Source organism: Streptomyces sp. NPDC048275, from assembly GCF_040652275.1.
Lineage (GTDB): Bacteria > Actinomycetota > Actinomycetes > Streptomycetales > Streptomycetaceae > Streptomyces.
In genome coordinates this window covers 29,442-45,343 of sequence record NZ_JBEZLR010000024.1, presented here as the reverse complement: position 1 = coordinate 45,343, position 15,902 = coordinate 29,442, and the positions used below count along the sequence as shown (strand labels likewise).

Annotated in this window: 13 protein-coding genes; 1 reads left to right on the top strand and 12 read right to left on the bottom strand. The window is 70.6% G+C overall.

The window, feature by feature from the left end; genetic code table 11:
* Window positions 1–316 precede the first annotated feature (316 nt).
* On the top strand, window positions 317–1,009 hold the full coding sequence (pdxH, locus tag AB0D57_RS16970) for a pyridoxamine 5'-phosphate oxidase (RefSeq protein WP_362072603.1): 693 nt from the start codon (window positions 317–319) through the stop codon (window positions 1,007–1,009).
* Between the two features lie 60 nt (window positions 1,010–1,069).
* Here the strand turns inward: pdxH and AB0D57_RS16965 are convergent, their stop codons facing one another.
* The 12 genes from AB0D57_RS16965 to AB0D57_RS16910 all read right to left on the bottom strand — a co-directional run bounded on the left by AB0D57_RS16965 (window position 1,070) and on the right by AB0D57_RS16910 (window position 15,773).
* Window positions 1,070–1,741 carry a TetR/AcrR family transcriptional regulator gene (locus AB0D57_RS16965; protein WP_362072465.1) on the bottom strand — a complete coding sequence of 224 codons (672 nt, stop codon included), beginning with the start codon at window positions 1,739–1,741 and terminating at the stop codon, window positions 1,070–1,072.
* Window positions 1,729–2,481, bottom strand: a complete 753-nt coding sequence (locus AB0D57_RS16960) for an enoyl-CoA hydratase family protein (protein ID WP_362072463.1) — start codon at window positions 2,479–2,481, stop codon at window positions 1,729–1,731. The genes AB0D57_RS16965 and AB0D57_RS16960 overlap by 13 nt, the downstream gene beginning before the upstream one ends.
* Window positions 2,478–4,052, bottom strand: a complete 1,575-nt coding sequence (locus AB0D57_RS16955) for a 4-coumarate--CoA ligase family protein (protein WP_362072461.1) — start codon at window positions 4,050–4,052, stop codon at window positions 2,478–2,480. The genes AB0D57_RS16960 and AB0D57_RS16955 overlap by 4 nt, the downstream gene beginning before the upstream one ends.
* 194 nt (window positions 4,053–4,246) lie before the next feature.
* The gene (locus AB0D57_RS16950) at window positions 4,247–5,380 is read right to left on the bottom strand and encodes an acyl-CoA dehydrogenase family protein (RefSeq protein WP_362072459.1); all 1,134 of its coding nucleotides are present in this window, start codon (window positions 5,378–5,380) and stop codon (window positions 4,247–4,249) included.
* Between the two features lie 104 nt (window positions 5,381–5,484).
* A complete protein-coding gene (locus tag AB0D57_RS16945) occupies window positions 5,485–7,335 on the bottom strand; it encodes a biotin carboxylase N-terminal domain-containing protein (RefSeq protein ID WP_362072457.1) in 1,851 nt (616 codons plus the stop codon).
* 11 nt (window positions 7,336–7,346) lie between these two features.
* Window positions 7,347–8,954, bottom strand: a complete 1,608-nt coding sequence (locus tag AB0D57_RS16940) for a carboxyl transferase domain-containing protein (RefSeq protein WP_362072455.1) — start codon at window positions 8,952–8,954, stop codon at window positions 7,347–7,349.
* Window positions 8,951–10,687, bottom strand: a complete 1,737-nt coding sequence (locus tag AB0D57_RS16935) for an acyclic terpene utilization AtuA family protein (RefSeq protein ID WP_362072453.1) — start codon at window positions 10,685–10,687, stop codon at window positions 8,951–8,953. The genes AB0D57_RS16940 and AB0D57_RS16935 overlap by 4 nt, the downstream gene beginning before the upstream one ends.
* Entirely contained in the window at window positions 10,684–11,493 is an 810-nt protein-coding gene (locus AB0D57_RS16930) for a TIGR03084 family metal-binding protein (protein WP_362072450.1), read from the bottom strand. Before AB0D57_RS16930 ends, AB0D57_RS16935 begins: the two co-directional genes overlap by 4 nt.
* A 224-nt stretch (window positions 11,494–11,717) precedes the next feature.
* Window positions 11,718–11,978 carry a hypothetical protein gene (locus AB0D57_RS16925; protein WP_362072448.1) on the bottom strand — a complete coding sequence of 87 codons (261 nt, stop codon included), beginning with the start codon at window positions 11,976–11,978 and terminating at the stop codon, window positions 11,718–11,720.
* Window positions 11,975–12,337, bottom strand: coding sequence for a DUF6247 family protein (locus AB0D57_RS16920; protein WP_362072446.1), 363 nt, complete (start codon window positions 12,335–12,337; stop codon window positions 11,975–11,977). The genes AB0D57_RS16925 and AB0D57_RS16920 overlap by 4 nt, the downstream gene beginning before the upstream one ends.
* Before the next feature lie 168 nt (window positions 12,338–12,505).
* Window positions 12,506–13,480 carry an EamA family transporter gene (locus AB0D57_RS16915; protein ID WP_362072444.1) on the bottom strand — a complete coding sequence of 325 codons (975 nt, stop codon included), beginning with the start codon at window positions 13,478–13,480 and terminating at the stop codon, window positions 12,506–12,508.
* A 112-nt stretch (window positions 13,481–13,592) separates the two neighbouring features.
* Window positions 13,593–15,773: an ABC transporter ATP-binding protein gene (locus AB0D57_RS16910; RefSeq protein ID WP_362072442.1), complete on the bottom strand. Its 2,181-nt coding sequence runs from the start codon at window positions 15,771–15,773 to the stop codon at window positions 13,593–13,595.
* Window positions 15,774–15,902 lie beyond the last annotated feature (129 nt).

Below are 15,902 nucleotides of genomic sequence, written 5' to 3'. Positions count from 1 at the left end.
GGCTCCTCATGATGTGTGCGACAGGCGGTTTGCGGGGCGCTTGGCTGACCGGAGGTTGTCGGAGGTTGTCGAGGGGATTCGATGCAGTGGAATCACGCGTCGGTGATGGGTGGTCGACATCCGGTTCCACGGTCGGCTCGTGAACTCGCGGTCCGGTACGTCATCCCGGTGATGCCCCGTGTCGCAGCACCATATCCCCGAGTGCCATCGCTGAGGAGACTGTGCGGCACTCAGTGCCACTGGGTGATGAACCCCACCCCGCCGGTTGGGGGCCTTGATACGGCAGGATGACTGCGTGACCGACCGCGACCGCTTCCTGGATGAATCCGCAGCCGATTCCACCGCCTACCCCGCCGCCGACCTTGCCGCGATGCGCAAGCACTACCGCGCCGAGGGGCTCGCCGAGTCCGATCTGGCCGCGCATCCCATGGACCAGTTCGCCCGCTGGTTCAAGCAGGCCGCGCAGGCCGCCGCGCAGGGGATGGTGTACGAGCCGAACGCGATGGTCGTCTCCACGGCGGACGCGGAGGGGCGGCCCAGCTCACGCACGGTGCTGCTCAAGCAGTACGACGAACAGGGGTTCGTCTTCTACACCAACTACGACTCCCGCAAGGCCCGCGAGCTGGCCGAGAATCCGTACGTCTCGCTGCTCTTCCCCTGGCACCCGCTGGCCCGCCAGGTCATCGTCACCGGCACGGCGCGGCGCACCGGCCGTGACGAGACGGCCGCGTACTTCCGTACCCGCCCGCACGGCTCCCAGCTGGGCGCCTGGGCCAGCGCCCAGTCCTCGGTCATCTACTCCCGCGCCGAACTCGACGCCGCGTACGAGGAGCTCAGCGACCGCTACCCGGAGGGCGAGCAGGTCCCGGCCCCGCCGAACTGGGGCGGCTTCCGCATCGCCGCGCAGACGGTCGAGTTCTGGCAGGGCCGCGAGAACCGGCTGCACGACCGGCTGCGGTACGTGGCGGAACCGGACGGCAGCTGGCGGGTGGAGCGGCTCAGTCCGTGAGCGCCGGGGCGCTGAGCCCTTGTGCGCCGGGCGCTATCAGTCCGTGAGCGCCGAGTGCCCTCAGTCCAGTACCCCGTTCAGGATCTCCCCCCACTGCGCCACCACTCCCTCCCGTCGTCCCCCGTCGTCCGTGAGGAGGTTGGCGAGGCCGAGGCCGCGGGCCATGTCCAAAAGGCCCTGGACCGTTTCCCGTACGCCCGGCCGTGACTCGTCCGCGGCCAGCAGTACCACGGCTATCCGGTGGGTCTCGCGGCCGACGCGAGCCTCCAGCTCGGTGACCCTGGGGCGGAGCTGGTCCTCGTTGGAGGCGGCGACCCAGAGGTGGAGGGCGGCGCGGAAGAGGGGGCCGGTGTAGAGGTCGACCAGGGCCGCGACCACGGCGCGGCGGTCGGCGGCGCCCTCCGGGAAGAGCGCGCGCAGGGCCGTGGAGCGTTCCTCGGCCACGTACTCCACCGCCGCGGTGAACAGGTCCTCGCGGGTCGGGAAGTGGTGCTGGGCGGCGCCCCGGGAGACACCGGCGCGTTCGGCGACGACGGAGACCGTCGAGCCCGCCCAGCCGTGTTCGGCGAGACAGGCCACGGCGGCCGCCAGAAGCCGCTGCCGGGTGGCCCGGCTGCGGTCCTGCTTGGGAACGCGCTCAACGCGTTCGACGCGCTCGACGCGGTCAGCACGCTCAACACGGTCGACGCCGTCGGCGCGCTCGGCACCGTCGACCGTGGTCACACCACCCATGCGGGATCCCGTCGTTCGAGGAAGGCCGTCATCCCCTCGGCGGCCTGCGCGGAGGAGAACAACTCGGCCGAGAGCGCGGTCAGGGCGGCCGCGTCCCGGTCGAAGGCCTTGAGCACCCTAGCCGTGAGCAGCTTCTTCGTCTCGGCCAGGCCCTGCGGGGACGCCCGGCGCAGACCGGCCAGGACAGGGGCGAGACTCGCGTCGACATCGTCGCCCGCCGCCGTCAGCAGGCCCGTGCGTACCGCCTCCGCCGCGTCGAAGCGTTCGCCGGTGAGGTAGTAACGGGCGAGGGCGCGTGGGTCCGTACGGGACAGCAGGGGGAGGGAGATGACGGCGGGCGCGACGCCGATACGTACCTCCGTGAAGGCGAAAGTGGCCTCCCTGGAGGCGATCGCAATGTCGCACGCCCCCAGGAGACCCAGTCCGCCCGCCCGCACATGGCCCGTCACCCGGGCCACCACCGGCTTGTGCAGCTCGACGATCTGCCGCAGCAGGGCGACGAGCGAGTCCGGGTGCGGCGGGTCACGCAGGTCCGCGCCCGCGCAGAAGGTGTTCCCGGTGTGGGTGAGGACGATCGCGCGGACGTCGCGGTCCTTGTCGCACCGCGTGAGCGCGTCCGACAGTCCGCCCACGAGCGCGGCCGAGAGGGCGTTGCGGTTGTGGGGCGAGTCGAGGGTGAGGGTGGTGATGGCACGGTCGTGCGCCGAACGGACAACGGTGGGTGTGGGGGCGGCGGTCACCGGCGGGCCCGCAGTTCCCGGCGCAGGATCTTCCCGAAGGCGGCCCGTGGCACGCCCTCGACGAAGGTGACGCCGCGAACCCGCTTGTACGGGGCGACGCGCTCGGCAACGTACATCATGATGTCTCCTTCGGAGAGGTCGGAGGAACCGGTGGCGGACGGCTGACGCACCACGTAGGCGTGCGGGACTTCGTTGTTGTCGTCGTTGTAGACCCCGATGACGGCGGCGTCCGCGATGCCGGGGTGGGTCAGCAGCAGGGCTTCGAGTTCGGCGGGCGCAACCTGGAAGCCCTTGTACTTGATGAGCTCCTTGACGCGGTCGACGACGAACAGCCAGCCGTCGGCGTCCACATGGCCGACGTCCCCGGTGTGCAGCCAGCCGTCCGGGTCGATCATCGCGGCGGTGGCGTCTGGTTGTCCCAGGTAGCCCTTCATGACCTGGGGACCGCGGATGACGATCTCGCCGGCCTCTCCGACGCCCACGTCCTTGGAGGGGTCGTCCAGGGACACGATGCGCATCTCCGTGCCGGCGATGAGCTTGCCGACTGTCCCTGGGGGCGGGTTATCGGCGTCCAGGGGGACGACGTGCGTGCCGGGTGACAGCTCGGTCATGCCGTACGCCTGGCCGATCGGTGGCAGGCCGAGCCGCCGTGAGCAGGCGGCCGCCAAGGCGGCGTCCAGGGGGGCCGCGGAGCAGATGATGTACTTCAGCGACGACAGGTCGTACTGCGCGACAGCCGGGTGTTTGGCGAGGGCGAGGACGATCGGCGGGGCCACGTACAGGGCGTTGATGCGGTGCTGCTGGATGGCCGCGAGGAAGGTCTCGAGGTCGAAGCGGGGAAGGACGACGACGGTCGCGCCCTGCCGTAGCGGCGCGTTCATGAGGGCAGTGAGCCCGTAAATGTGGAAGAAGGGCAGCACGGCGAGGATGCGGTCGCCCGGGCCCATCGGCATGGTCGGCGAGAGCTGCGCCAGGTTCGTGGCGATGGACCGGTGGGTGAGCATCACGCCCTTGGGTATGCCGGTGGTCCCGGAGGAGTACGGGAGGGCCGCGATGTCCGTCACCGGGTCGATGTCGATCTGCGGTTCGGGTGCGGTGGAGCCGAGCAGGTCGATCAGCGAGCGGTGCCCCGGCGCGCTGTCGCAGACGAAGATCTCCCGTACGCCGCCCGCGAGTTCGGCGGCCTGCCGCGCCGCCTGCAGGAGCGGCGAGACGGTCACGATCCAGTTCGCGGCACTGTCGCGCAGCTGCTTGGCGAATTCCTCGGGCGTGGCGAGCGGGTGCACGGTCGTGACCGACGCCCCCGCGCGCGTGGCGGCGTAGAACGCCGTGGGGAAGGCGATCGTGTTCGGGCTGTGCAGGGCCAGTACGTCACCCTTGCGGACGCCCGCGTCGGCGAACGCGGCAGCCAGCCGGCGGTGAAAGTGGTCCAGTTGGGCGTAGGTGAGCGTGGTGCCGTCGACTCCGTCGACGAGTGCGGGCGTGTCGCCACGCTCGGCCGCGCGGCCGAGGACCGCCTCGTGGATGGGTTCCTCGACGGCCGGAACGTCTGCGTACTGGCTGCGGAACACGGTTCCTCCTAGAGCGGCTAGGTCCTGTCGTCAAATTCCCGTCGTCCGCCCGGAGGGCGGGCCTCGCGGCGTCAGGTGCGTGCCCTCGGCGTGCCGGGCACAGGCCCTCGTACTGGTTGTACGTGGGTCTGTGCCCGGTGCGGCGAGGGTGCGTGCATGGCGTCGCGAGGCAGGCGGGAATTTGACGACAGGGCCTAGTAGGACTTGGGCAGGCCCAGGGTTTGGTGGGAGACGTAGTTGAGAATCATCTCCCGGCTCACCGGGGCAATACGAGCCACGCGCGAGGCCGTTATCAATGAGGCGAGACCGAACTCACGCGTGAGGCCGTTGCCGCCGAGGGTGTGTACGGCCTGGTCGACCGCCTTCACGCAGGCCTCACCTGCCGCGTACTTGGCCATGTTCGCGGCCTCCCCGGCGCCGGCGTCGTCCCCGGAGTCGTACAGGAACGCCGCCTTCTGCATCATCAGTCGGGCGAGTTCGAGCTCGATGTGGGCCTGCGCGAGGGGATGGGCGACGGCCTGGTGGGCACCGATGGGGTCCTTCCAGACGGTGCGCTCGCGGGCGTACTCGATGGCCCTGGAGAGCGCGAAGCGGCCCATGCCGATGGCGAACGCGGCTGTCATCACGCGCTCCGGGTTGAGCCCGGCGAAGAGCTGGAGCAGGCCGGCGTCCTCGTCTCCGACGAGCGCGTCGGCGGGCAGCCGGACCTCGTCGAGGGTCAGCTCGAACTGCTTCTCCGCGCCGCGGAGTTCCATCTCGATCCGCCGCCGCCCGAAACCGTCCGCGTCGCGCGGGACGATGAACAGGCAGGGCTTGAGACGGCCCGTACGTGAGTCTTCCGTACGGCCCACGATGAGCGTGGCGTCGGCGATGTCGACGCCGGAGATGAACACCTTGCGGCCGTTCAGGATCCAGTCGTCGCCGTCCCGGCGGGCCGTGGTGGTGATCCGGTGGGAGTTGGAGCCGGCGTCGGGTTCGGTGATGCCGAAGGCCATGGTGCGGGTGCCGTCGGCTATGCCGGGCAGCCATTGTTGTTTTTGGGCGTCCGTGCCGAAGCGGGCGATCACCGTGCCGCAGATCGCGGGCGAGACGATCATCATCAGGAGGGGGCAGCCCGCGGCGCCCAGCTCTTCGAGGACGAGGGAGAGTTCGGAGATGCCGCCGCCTCCGCCGCCGTATGACTCCGGCAGGTTGACGCCCAGGTAGCCGAGCTTGGCCGCGTCGGACCAGAGGTCTTCGGCGTTGTAGTGGTGGCCGTGGCGTTTGCCCAGGGCGGCTACGGCGGTGCGGAGGGTGGCGTGTTCTTCGGTTTCTGTGACGGGAGGCATGGGGCTCCTGAGTGTGGACGGGTGCGGGCTGTATGTGGCTGGTCACGCCCACGCGGCAAAGCCGCATGACGTAACGGCGCCGCGCCCCTGAAGGGGCGGCTTTCTCACGGAGTTGGATCCACTACCGCCAGGAGCGCGCCTACCTCCACCTGTTGGCCGGGGGTCGCGTGCAGGGCACTGAGCGTGCCTGCGGTCGGCGCGGACACGCGGTGCTCCATCTTCATCGCCTCCAGCCACAGGAGGGGCTCTCCGGCCGTCACGGCGGCTCCGACGGCCAGGCCCTCGGCGACGCGGACGACCGTGCCGGGCATCGGGGCCAGTAGCGAGCCCGGCGCCTGCTGGGCCGTGGGGTCGGGGAAGCGGGGCAGGGCGGTGAGGGGGGTGGCGTTCACGAAGACCTGGCCGCCGTAGCGCGCCACCTCGAACTTCCTTCGTACGCCGTCCACTTCGAGTACGACGAGACGGGCGTCCGCGTGCAGGACGCGCACCCCGTCGGCCTCGGTGGTGGTCAGGCCGTCGCGGGTGTGGTGGTAGCGGACCTCGTACTCGGTGCCGGCCATGGCGTAGCGCTTGGTCTGCGGCTGGGAGGGAAGGTTGCGCCAGCCGCCGCCGAACCGGGAACGGCCGTGCGCGTCCGCGAGCGCGGCTGCGAGGGGGGCGTACGGGTCCGGGGCGGGCGTCGTGAGCGCAGCGAGGTGGCGGTCGTAGAAGCCGGTGTCCATGCGGGCGTCGGCGAACTCCGGGTGCCGCAGGGACCGTACGAGCAGCTCCCTGTTGGTGACCGGGCCGTGGATCGTCGCCCTCTCCAGGGCGCCCGCCAGTTTGCGCAGGGCCTCGGCGCGGGTGGGGGCGTGGGCGACGGCCTTGGCGAGCATCGGGTCGTAGTGGACGCCGATCGGGTCGCCGTCGGTGTAGCCGGTGTCCAGGCGCACGTCCGGCACCGCGAGCCGGTGGAGCGTGCCGGTCTGTGGGGCCCACGCGTTCGCCGGGTCCTCGGCGTACAGGCGGGCCTCGATCGCGTGACCACGCGCGCGTGGAGGGTCGTTTTCGAGGGCTGAGCCCTCCGCCACCTGGATCTGGAGTGCGACGAGGTCGATCCCGAAGACCGCTTCCGTCACGGGGTGTTCGACCTGGAGGCGGGTGTTCATCTCCAGGAAGTGGACTCTGCCGTCCGCGATCAGGAACTCGACCGTGCCGGCGCCCACGTAGTCGACGGCTCGGGCGGCGCGTACGGACAGGTCGTGGAGGGTCTGCGTGAGCTCTCCGAGCCCGGGGGCGGGAGCCTCCTCGATGACCTTCTGGTGGCGCCGCTGGAGCGAACAGTCGCGCGTGCCGAGCGCCCACACCGTGCCGTGCGTGTCGGCGAGGATCTGCACCTCGACGTGGCGCCCGCCCTCCACGTAGGGCTCGACGAAGACCTCGCCGTCGCCGAAGGCGCCGAGGGCCTCGGCGCGGGCGGCCGTCAGTTCGGCGTCGAGGTCGCCGAGTTCCCGTACGACGCGCATGCCGCGTCCGCCGCCGCCCGCGGCCGCCTTCACCAGCACGGGCAGGTCGTCCGCCGTGACCGTCGACAGGGGGGCGAGGCCCATCAGCTTCTTGGCGCGCGTCTTGGAGGCCATCGCCTCGATCGCCTCGGGCGGCGGCCCGATCCAGACGAGGCCCGCGTCGAGGACGGCGCGCGCGAAGTCGGCGTTCTCGGAGAGGAAGCCGTACCCCGGGTGCACGGCGTCCGCGCCCGCGCTCAGGGCCGCCTTCACGATCAGGTCGCCGCGCAGATACGTGTCGGAGGGCGCCGCGCCGGGCAGCCGTACCGCCTCGTCGGCCACGCGCGCGTGGAGGGCGTTTTCGTCGGCGTCGGAGTGCACGGCGACCGTCCGGATCCCCAACTCACGGCATGTACGGAAAACACGGCAGGCGATTTCGCCGCGGTTGGCGACGAGCACACTGGCGATCAACAGGACACTCCTCACATGCGAAAGACGCCGAAGCCACCGCGCGCGCCCTCGTAGGGCGCCGTGTGGATCGCGGACAGGCACAGGCCGAGGACGGTGCGGGTGTCGCGGGGGTCGATGACCCCGTCGTCGTACAGCCGCCCGGACAGGAACATCGGCAGGGACTCCGACTCGATCTGCTGCTCCACCATGGCGCGCAGCGCGGCGTCCGCGTCCGCAGCCTTGTCGTCGTATGGCTGTCCCTTGGCGGCGGCCGACTGCCGGGCGACGATGGACAGCACGCCCGCGAGCTGCTGGGGGCCCATGACGGCGGACTTGGCGCTGGGCCAGGCGAAGAGGAAACGCGGGTCGTAGGCCCGCCCGCACATGCCGTAGTGACCGGCTCCGTACGACGCCCCCATGAGCACGGACAGGTGCGGGACGCGGCTGTTGCTCACCGCGTTGATCATCATCGCGCCGTGCTTGATGATGCCGCCCTGCTCGTACTCCTTGCCGACCATGTAGCCGGTGGTGTTGTGCAGGAAGAGGAGGGGGATGTCGCGCTGGTTGGCCAGCTGGATGAACTGGGCCGCCTTCTGGGACTCGGCGCTGAAGAGCACCCCTTGGGCGTTGGCCAGCACGCCGACCGGGTAGCCGTGGAGCGACGCCCAGCCGGTGGTCAGGCTCGTCCCGTAGAGGGGCTTGAACTCGTCGAAGTCGGAGTCGTCGACGACTCGGGCGATGACCTCGCGCGGATCGAAGGGGTGTCTGAGATCGCCGGGGACGATGCCGAGCAGCTCGTCAGGGTCGTACTTGGGAGGGGACGCCGGGCCTGGATCGCCGTACGCCTTGCGGTGGTTGAGGCGGGCGATCACCCGTCGGGCCTGCCGGAGCGCGTCCTGCTCGTCGAGGGCGAAGTAGTCGGCGAGACCCGACACGCGCGCGTGCATCTCGGCGCCGCCCAGCGACTCGTCGTCGCTCTCCTCGCCGGTGGCCATCTTCACCAGCGGCGGCCCGCCCAGGAAGACCTTGGCGCGTTCCTTGACCATGATCACGTGGTCGGACATGCCTGGGATGTACGCGCCTCCGGCGGTGGAGTTCCCGAAGACGACGGCGACGGTCGGGATACCGGCCGCCGACAGCCGCGTGAGGTCGCGGAAGATCGCGCCCCCGGGGATGAAGATCTCCTTCTGGGACGGCAGGTCGGCGCCGCCCGACTCGACGAGGCTGATGCAGGGCAGCCGGTTGGCGAGGGCGATGTCATTGGCCCGCAGCGCCTTCTTCAGGCTCCAGGGGTTGCTGGCACCGCCGCGTACGGTGGGATCGTTGGCGGTGATCAGGCATTCGACCCCTTCGACCACGCCAATGCCGGTGACCAGCGAGGCGCCGACCGCGTAGTCGCTTCCCCAGGCCGCGAGCGGCGACAGTTCCAGGAACGGCGTGTCCGGGTCGACCAGCAGTTCGATGCGCTCGCGGGCGAGCAGCTTGCCTCGTGCGCGGTGCCGGGCGACGTACTTCTCGCCGCCGCCCGCCAGCGCCTTGGCGTGCTCGGCGTCCAACTCGGCGAGTTTCTCGAGCATGGCGGCGCGGTTCGCCGTGTACTCGGGGCTGTTGAGGTCCAGCGCGGAGGAAAGGACGGTCACAGGAGGCTCTCCGGGATGTCCAGGTGACGGGAGCGGAGCCATTCGCCTAGGCCCTTGGCCTGGGGATCGAAACGGTGCTGGGCGGCGACGCCCTCGCCGAGGATCCCTTCGACGACGAAGTTGAGGGCGCGAAGGTTGGGGAGAAGATGTCGGACAACTTTCAGATGACGGCTTTCAGTTATCAGATTCTGAAATCTGTCAACTGTCAGCTCATGGGCCAACCAACGCCAGGCATCGTCCGTACGAACCCAGACGCCGACATTCGCGTTGCCGCCCTTGTCGCCGCTGCGGGCGCCGGCGACCAGGCCGAGCGGGGCCCTGCGGGTCGGTGCGCCGGAAAGCGGGGGCTCGGGCAGAGACGGTTCCGGGGCGGACTCCAGTTCGAGGGTGCGGAGGGCCGGGGCCATCGGGATCCGGCGTCCGTCGTGCAGGACCGCCAGGTGATCCACGGCGCCTTGGTCGACGTACACGTCTTCGAAGACCCCGTAGGGCGCGCCCTTTCCGGGTGGTGACAGCACATGGAAGCCGGGGTAGCCGGCGAGGGCCAGTTCCACGGCGGCGCCGCTCAGTGCGCGGCCCACCGCGTCCTGGTCCCGATCCCGTACGACGAGGTGGAGCAGGGCGCTGGCCGTCTCCTCGGTGGGGGCGTCGGGGTGGTCGGTGCGGGCGAGGTCCCACCGCACGTCCGACGGGCGGGACTTGGCGGCGTCCAGCGCGGCTTCCATCTGGTCCCGTACGAGCGCGGCCTTCGCCTCGATGTCGAGCCCGGTCAGCACGAAGACGACTTCGTTGCGGAAGCCGCCGAGGCGGTTGAGGCCGACCTTGAGGGTGGGCGGCGGGGGCTCGCCCCGTACGCCGTCGATACGGACCCGGTCGGGGCCGTCGTCGGTGAGCCGGATCGTGTCGAGGCGGGCGGTGACGTCGGGGCCCGCGTACCGGGCGCCGGAGGTCTCGTAGAGGAGTTGCGCGGTGACCGTGCCGATGCTGACGAGGCCGCCGGTGCCGTCGTGTTTGGTGATCACGCTGGTGCCGTCCTCGTGGAGTTCGGCGAGCGGGAAGCCGGGGTGGCGCAGGGTCGCCGGGTCGTGCTCGGCGAAAAAGGCGTAGTTGCCGCCGGTCGCCTGGGTGCCGCATTCCAGGACGTGCCCGGCGACGACGGCGCCCGCGAGCCGGTCGTAGGCGTCCGGGGCCCAGCCGAAGTGAGCGACGGCCGGGCCGGTGACCAGCGCCGCGTCCGTGACGCGCCCGGTGACGACGATGTCCGCGCCCTCACGCAGGCAGGCGGTGATTCCGGCACCGCCGAGGTAGGCGTGGGCGGCGAGGCTCTCGGGGATGGGGGTCCCCCCTGCTCGAGCGAAGCCGAGAGCAGGGGGGCGGCGGGCGAGGTTGTCCCCCTCGACGTGGGCGACGCGTACGGGGATGCCGAGGCGGTCGGCCAGTTCCCGTACGGCGTCCGCGAGTCCGGCGGGGTTGAGGCCCCCGGCGTTGGCGACGATCCGGACGCGCCGCTCGTGCGCGAGGCCGAGGCACTCCTCCAGTTGGCGCAGGAAGGTGCGGGCGTATCCGGACGTGGGGTCCTTGAGCCGGTCGCGGCCCAGGATGAGCATGGTCAGCTCGGCGAGGTAGTCGCCGGTCAGGACGTCCAGCTCGCCGCCGGTGAGCATCTCGCGCATCGCGTCGAAGCGGTCGCCGTAGAAGCCGGAGGCGTTGGCTATGCGCAGGGGGCGGGTCACTCGGCCGTACCCTTCGGCTCCTGCCGCGCCGGCTTCCGCCCGGCGCCCGGCGGCCCGGCGAAGGCCTGCGCGATGTCCAGCCACCGGTCCGCGTCGTGGCCCTGCGCCCGTACGGCGAGATCGGCACGGTGGGCCCGCTGGGTGACCAGCAAACAGAAGTCGAGGGCGGGGCCGGTGACGCGCTGGGCGGCGCCCTCGGGGCCGTACGTCCACACTTCCCCTGCCGGACCGGTGACTTCGACGCGGAACTCCTCGTCGGGCGGCTCCAGCCCGCGTACCCCGAACGCGAAGTCCCGTGCCCGCACGCCGATGCGCACCACATGTCGGAGCCGGTCCGTGACTGGGCGCACCGCACCCAGCGCGTCCGCCACGTCCTGGCCGTGGGCCCAGGTCTCCATGAGGCGGCCGGTGGCCATGGAGACGGCCGACATGGGTGGGCCGTACCAGGGGAAGCGGGTTTCGGGTGAGGCCGCGCGGAGGGCGTCTTCCAGGGCCTTTCGTCCGGACCGCCAGTCGGCGAGCAGCGTGGCGGGCGGGAGTCCCGCGCCCTCCTGCGCACCCTCGTCCACGAATCCGTCCGGCGAGGCGAGCGCCTTCTCGACCTCCTTCGCGAAGGCCTCGACATCGGTCACCGCGAGCAGTGCGGAACGGTCGGTCCAGGCGAGATGGGCGATCTGGTGGGCGATGGTCCAGCCGGGGGCGGGGGTGGGCCGTACCCAGCCGCTCTCCTCCAAGTCCCGCACCAGCAGGTCGACTTCCTCGCTCTCCCGGTTCAGATCGTCGATCACGGGCGACGGGTCGGACACGATGGCGCTCCTGGGGGCACGACGGTGTGCGGTGCGGTGCGTTCTGGAGCATGGCAGGGGGCCAAGAAACAAGCAAGCAAGCCTGCTTGAAATAATGGCGAGAGAAAGTCGATCTCGGACAAAGCGAGTCGGTCGCGTATCTTCCCCACGCGAGCAGCCGCCCGTGACGCGGGCGATATCGAGCGAGGCCCTGCCGCATCAGGAGATCGGCGGCAGGGCCGGCCTCACGCGATGGGGTCGATGGTGATCTGCCAGATGGAGACGAGTTCCGTTCGCGGCGTGATCATGTAAACAAAGAAGCCGCCGTCCACGAACGCGTGCTTCGCACCCTCATCTGCTCCCTGATAGGAAGGCCCATGGAGATGAAGGGCTTGGGCTGCCCTGACCAGCTCCTCCGCCTTCTTCTCCACCTCGACGATGAACGCGGGTGGAGCACCGGCCGCCACCGTCTCCTCGTCCGGGACGTATTCCCACTGCCAGGTCACGCGTCGTGCACCGCTTTGGCCGCGTCGCGATAGATTCCACCGGCCGTAGCCAGGTGCCTACGCGCCTCGTCCGGCACGGTCGCCACGTGGGCCAGGTACTCGGCGCGGTGGTACGCCTTCGCCGTCTCCGGGTGCCGCTCGATCTCGATGAGTGCGGCCCAGTGGTCAAGATATGCATGGACGGGCTTGATGGAGCCGTGTTCCACGGCCTCCGCCAGGGCCTGATCCTTGGCCTGGTCGTAGGCAGCCAGGAGTTGTGGAGCGACTACATTGCAGGCGGCGCGGAGGGCTCCCGGAGTACGCTCCGGGCGGGGGATCAACGGTCCGTCGCCTGCCGCTTCGGCATGCTGCACGCTCACGCTGCCGTTCCCTTCGTCGCATCGGTGCCGGTGATGGACTTGCCCTTCCCCTGTTGCATCTGACGCAAGAGGTCCAAAGCATCAACCCGACTGTAGCGTTCACCGCCATCCCTTGCGGAACAGTTTGCGCTTTTCGCTCACCCGTCTCCGATATGCCCAGGCGTCGGTTCAACAGGCCTGTTCGGTATCCAGCCCCTTCGCACGCCCCCGCCCGACCTGCGTCCGTACCGCCCCCATGCTCGCCCCGATGACCAGGGCGATCGCGACGGCCTCCGTGGTGGAGAGGGCCTGGTCGAGGATCAGGAAGCCCGCCGTCGCGGCGATGGCCGGTTCCAGGCTCATCATGATCGCGAAGGTGGAGGCGGGCAGGCGGCGCAGGGCCAGCAGTTCAAGTGTGTACGGCAGGACCGAGGAGAGTACGGCGACGGCCGCGCCCAGGGCGACGGTGGTCGGGTCGAGCAGTCGGGTCCCCGACTCGATGATCCCCAGGGGCAGGAACAGCACCGCCGCGACCACCATGGCCAGCGCCAGCCCGTCGGCCTGCGGGAAGCGTCGCCCCGTACGGGCGCTGAAGACGATGTACGCCGCCCACATCGCGCCCGCGGACAGGGCGAAGGCGACGCCCGCCGGGTCGAGGCTGCTGAAGCCTCCGCCGCCGAGCAGGAAGACGCCGCCGAGGGCGAGGCCGGCCCAGACCAGGTTCACGGCGCGGCGGGAGGCGAGGACCGAGAGGATGAGGGGGCCGAGGACCTCGAGGGTGACGGCGGGGCCCAATGGGATGCGGGCGACCGATTGGTAGAAGAGCCCGTTCATCGCGGCCATGGTGATGCCGAAGACGACGACCGTGCCCCAGTCGGCCCGTGAGTGCCCGCGCACCTTGGGGCGGCAGACCACGAGCAGCACGATCGCGGCCACCAGCAGCCGCAGGGTCACGACACCCAGCGCCCCAGCGCGCGGCATGAGGGTCACGGCCAGCGCGCCGCCGAACTGTACGGAGATGCCTCCGGCGAGGACCAGGCCCACGGGGCCGAGAGCGCCTCGTCGGCCCGGGGCGCCGCCGCCTGTCGTGGACGCGGGTGCCGCGCCCGGGGCGGCCGAGGCCGCAGACGTCGAGGCGGTCGGGGCGGCGCTGGGGCTGTTCACGGGGCCTTCCAGGGGGCTTGTCTCAGGATTCGTACATCTCACTGCACTTTCCAGTCCAGGGTAATGGACTCGGTCAGGCGTGTGAACCCTTTATGGGCCTGTCCTGTCTATCTCAGGCGCCGTCCCAGCGCACCTCGTCGCGGAAGAGGGGGCGACCGTCGGGGAGGTAACCGGTCAAGGGGTCGTAGCTGAGGGCGTCGCAGCTCAGGGGGTCGTAGAGGGGATCGGGCACGGCGTTGGGGGCTTCGGTCGCGAACTCGGCCGGGAGCGCGTCCGGGAACCAGGCTCCCGTGAAGGCCTGGGGGGCCACGCCGGGCGCGTAACCGGAGGTTCCGTAGTCCATCGGAACGCCCGCGTACACCGCGCCCGGGACCGCAGGACCACCAGGAAAGACCCCAGGAACCCCAGGAACCCCAGAAGCCCCAGCCGCCTCCGTGAACAGCGGCAACCGCAGCTCCCCGGTGTCCATCGTCACGTTGTTCTGCGAGCGGTGCAGCCGGGAGTACGCGCCACCTCGGGCGAGGAGTTCGTCGTGGCGGCCCGTTTCGACCACCCGGCCGCGGTCGACGACCAGGATGCGGTCGGCGTCCGGGGCGAGGTTGAGGTCGTGGGTGATCATGATCGTCGTACGGCCTGTCATCAGGCGCCGCAGCGGTTTGATCACGCGGCGCGCGGCCATCGCGTCCAGGCCGGTCGTCGGCTCGTCGAGGACGAGGACCGGGGCGTCGCGCAGGATGGCGCGGGCGATGGCCAGCCGCTGGAGCTGGCCGCCGGACAGCCGGGCCGAGTTGGGGTCGATCTTGGTGTCGTACCCCTCGGGCAGCTTCATGATGAAGTCGTGCGCGTCGGCCGCCCGGGCCGCCTCGACGAGCGCCTCGTCGCTCGCGCCGGGCCGGCCGCAGCCGATGTTCGCGCGGACGGTGTCGTGCAGGACGAGGGTCTCCTGCGGCAGCAGCGTGACGTACTCGCGCAGCCGGGCCAGCGGGAAGTCGCGCACCGGGACGCCGTCGAGGAGGACGGATCCGGAGTCCGGGTCGTAGAAGCGCAGGAGGAGCTTGGAGACGGTGGACTTGCCCGCGCCGCTCGGGCCGGTGACGATCACCAGTTCGCCGGGGCTGACCGTGAAGGAGAGGCCCTGGAGGGCGACGGTGTCCGCGCCGGGGTAGCGGAAGGACGCGTCCCGTACCTCGACGGCACCGTCGGGTCGGCCGAGTCGGCTCTCCGCCTCGCGCGCCGGGTCGGCCACGGAGGGGCGGACGTCCAGGATCTCGATCAGCCGTTCGGCTCCGGCCGTGGCGGCGGCGATCGTGAGGCCGAGCTGGGCCAGGCCGCGGACGGGCGGGTACAGGTAGCCGAGGAACGCGGCGAAGGCGAGCAGCTGGCCGAGCGTCATCCGGCCGTGGGAGATCTCCCAGGCGCCGATGCCGATCACCGCCAGCACGCACACCGTTTCGATGACCTGGACGAGCTGCTCGTACAGTTCGTTCAGGCGGGCCGAGCGCACGGAGGCCTTGAACCAGGCGGTCGCCTCCTGGTTCAGCCGCCGCCGCTCGGCGTCCCGGCGGTCGTACGCCTGGGTGAGGACGATGTTGCCGAGCGACTCCTCGACGACGGAGATGATCGCGCCGTCGGCCACCCGGCCCTCGCGCGAGACGGACTTGATGCTGCCGGAGAAACGGCGGGCGGCCAGCCAGAACAGCGGTGCGAGGACGAAGGTCGCCGCCGCCAGGTCCCAGCGCAGCCAGAACGCGGCCGCCGCGTAGAAGAGCGCGCTGAACGCCGCCGACGCCGCGCCCACCAGGCCCGACATCACCATCTGCTCGATCGACTCGACGTCGCTGGTCATGCGGGACAGCAGGTCGCCCTGGCGGTGGCGTTGGAAGAAGTGCGGTGGCAACTTCTGTACGTGGTCGAAGACGTGCTCGCGCAGCCGCATCACGAAGCGCTCGGTCACCCAGGTGGCGAGGGAGTTGCCCGCGTAGGCGACGGCCGCGCCGAGCACGGCGACGGCCAGCCACTCGGCGGCCGGGCCCCAGAACGCCGACAGCGAGCCCTGTTGCAGCGCGTTGTCGGTCAGATCGCTGAAGATGAGGATGGCGGCGGTCTCGGCGAGCGCGGCGAGCACCGTGCACACCCAGACGACCAGCAGCCAGCCCCGCAGCCCCTTGGTCATGGGCCAGAAGCGGCGGAAGGCGGTACGGGCGGGAATGGTCGGGGTGTAGTAGTCGAGGCCGTCCTCGTCCTCGTACTCTTCGTCGCCGTCCGCGTATTCCTCGTGCCTCTGCTGGGCCATGGCCCTCCTCAATTAAATTGCAGGCCGTGCCGGGAGAATTCAGCCCACCGTCGGAATAACCAGCGGGCAGCTTCACGAAGTCACAAGAAAAAAAGGGCCGACGGTGTGCCGTCGACCCTTTTCCCTACC